This is a genomic window from Chroococcidiopsis cubana SAG 39.79 (assembly GCF_003991895.1).
Taxonomy (GTDB): domain Bacteria; phylum Cyanobacteriota; class Cyanobacteriia; order Cyanobacteriales; family Chroococcidiopsidaceae; genus Chroococcidiopsis; species Chroococcidiopsis thermalis.
In genome coordinates, this window is the sequence record NZ_RSCK01000280.1 from 1 (window position 1) to 777 (window position 777).

Sequence of the window (777 nt, forward strand, 5' to 3'; positions counted from 1 at the left end):
GCACCGCTGATAATTCGCGAACTCTATTACCGTCTGCTGATCGGCGAACAAGGTGAAGCCGTGCGCCAAATTGCCACATCCGGCAGTAATATGCAGCGAATTGCCAAAGCCATTAAACTGATCGAGGCTGAGTTTGCCCAACAGATGCGGATTGAGAATTTAGCGAGGCGGGTCAGTATGTCTACTTCGTCGTTTCATCAGCATTTCAAGCAAGTGACTTCGATGAGTCCGCTTCAGTATCAAAAGCAGTTGAGACTTTTAGAAGCACGTCGCCTGATGCTTGCCGAAAACGCTGATGCGGCGTATGCTGCCTATCGAATTGGGTATGAAAGTCCCTCACAGTTCAGCCGCGAATATTCACGCTTGTTTGGTGCGCCACCGATTCGGGACATTGAACGGCTGCGAACTGCTTGAGCGCAACTAGTATCATCGGAAGAAAAACAGGTAGGCACGTTTTATTGGGCGATCGCAATGACAATCGCCCCAATTCTGGCTAAATAAAGCTACTGTTTTAGTAGTCGTTAAAAAGACCATGCAGCAGAGTGCTTTTTCAACAATATTTTTTCCTCCCCAACTCGATCTAACTTTTAATAGCGTAGAGCTGTCTAAATATTAACGTTGCAACTATATATTCGTAGTCGTATTAACCAGGATTGTAACCGTGCTGCTGATAATAATCATCGGGATCGACAGATAATGGTAGAGAATCAAGGTCTTCACCGTTGCGAATATCTTGCCGTACCTGCTCTTGGCGCTGTGCATAACTCTCGCTCGCAC

The 777-nt window shown here is 46.5% G+C and carries 1 protein-coding gene; it reads left to right on the plus strand.

From position 1 onward, the window contains the following. Nucleotides 1–414, plus strand: a 414-nt coding sequence (locus tag DSM107010_RS37895; protein WP_127025465.1) for a helix-turn-helix domain-containing protein, incomplete at its 5' end; no start/stop codon positions are given. Nucleotides 415–777 lie beyond the last annotated feature (363 nt).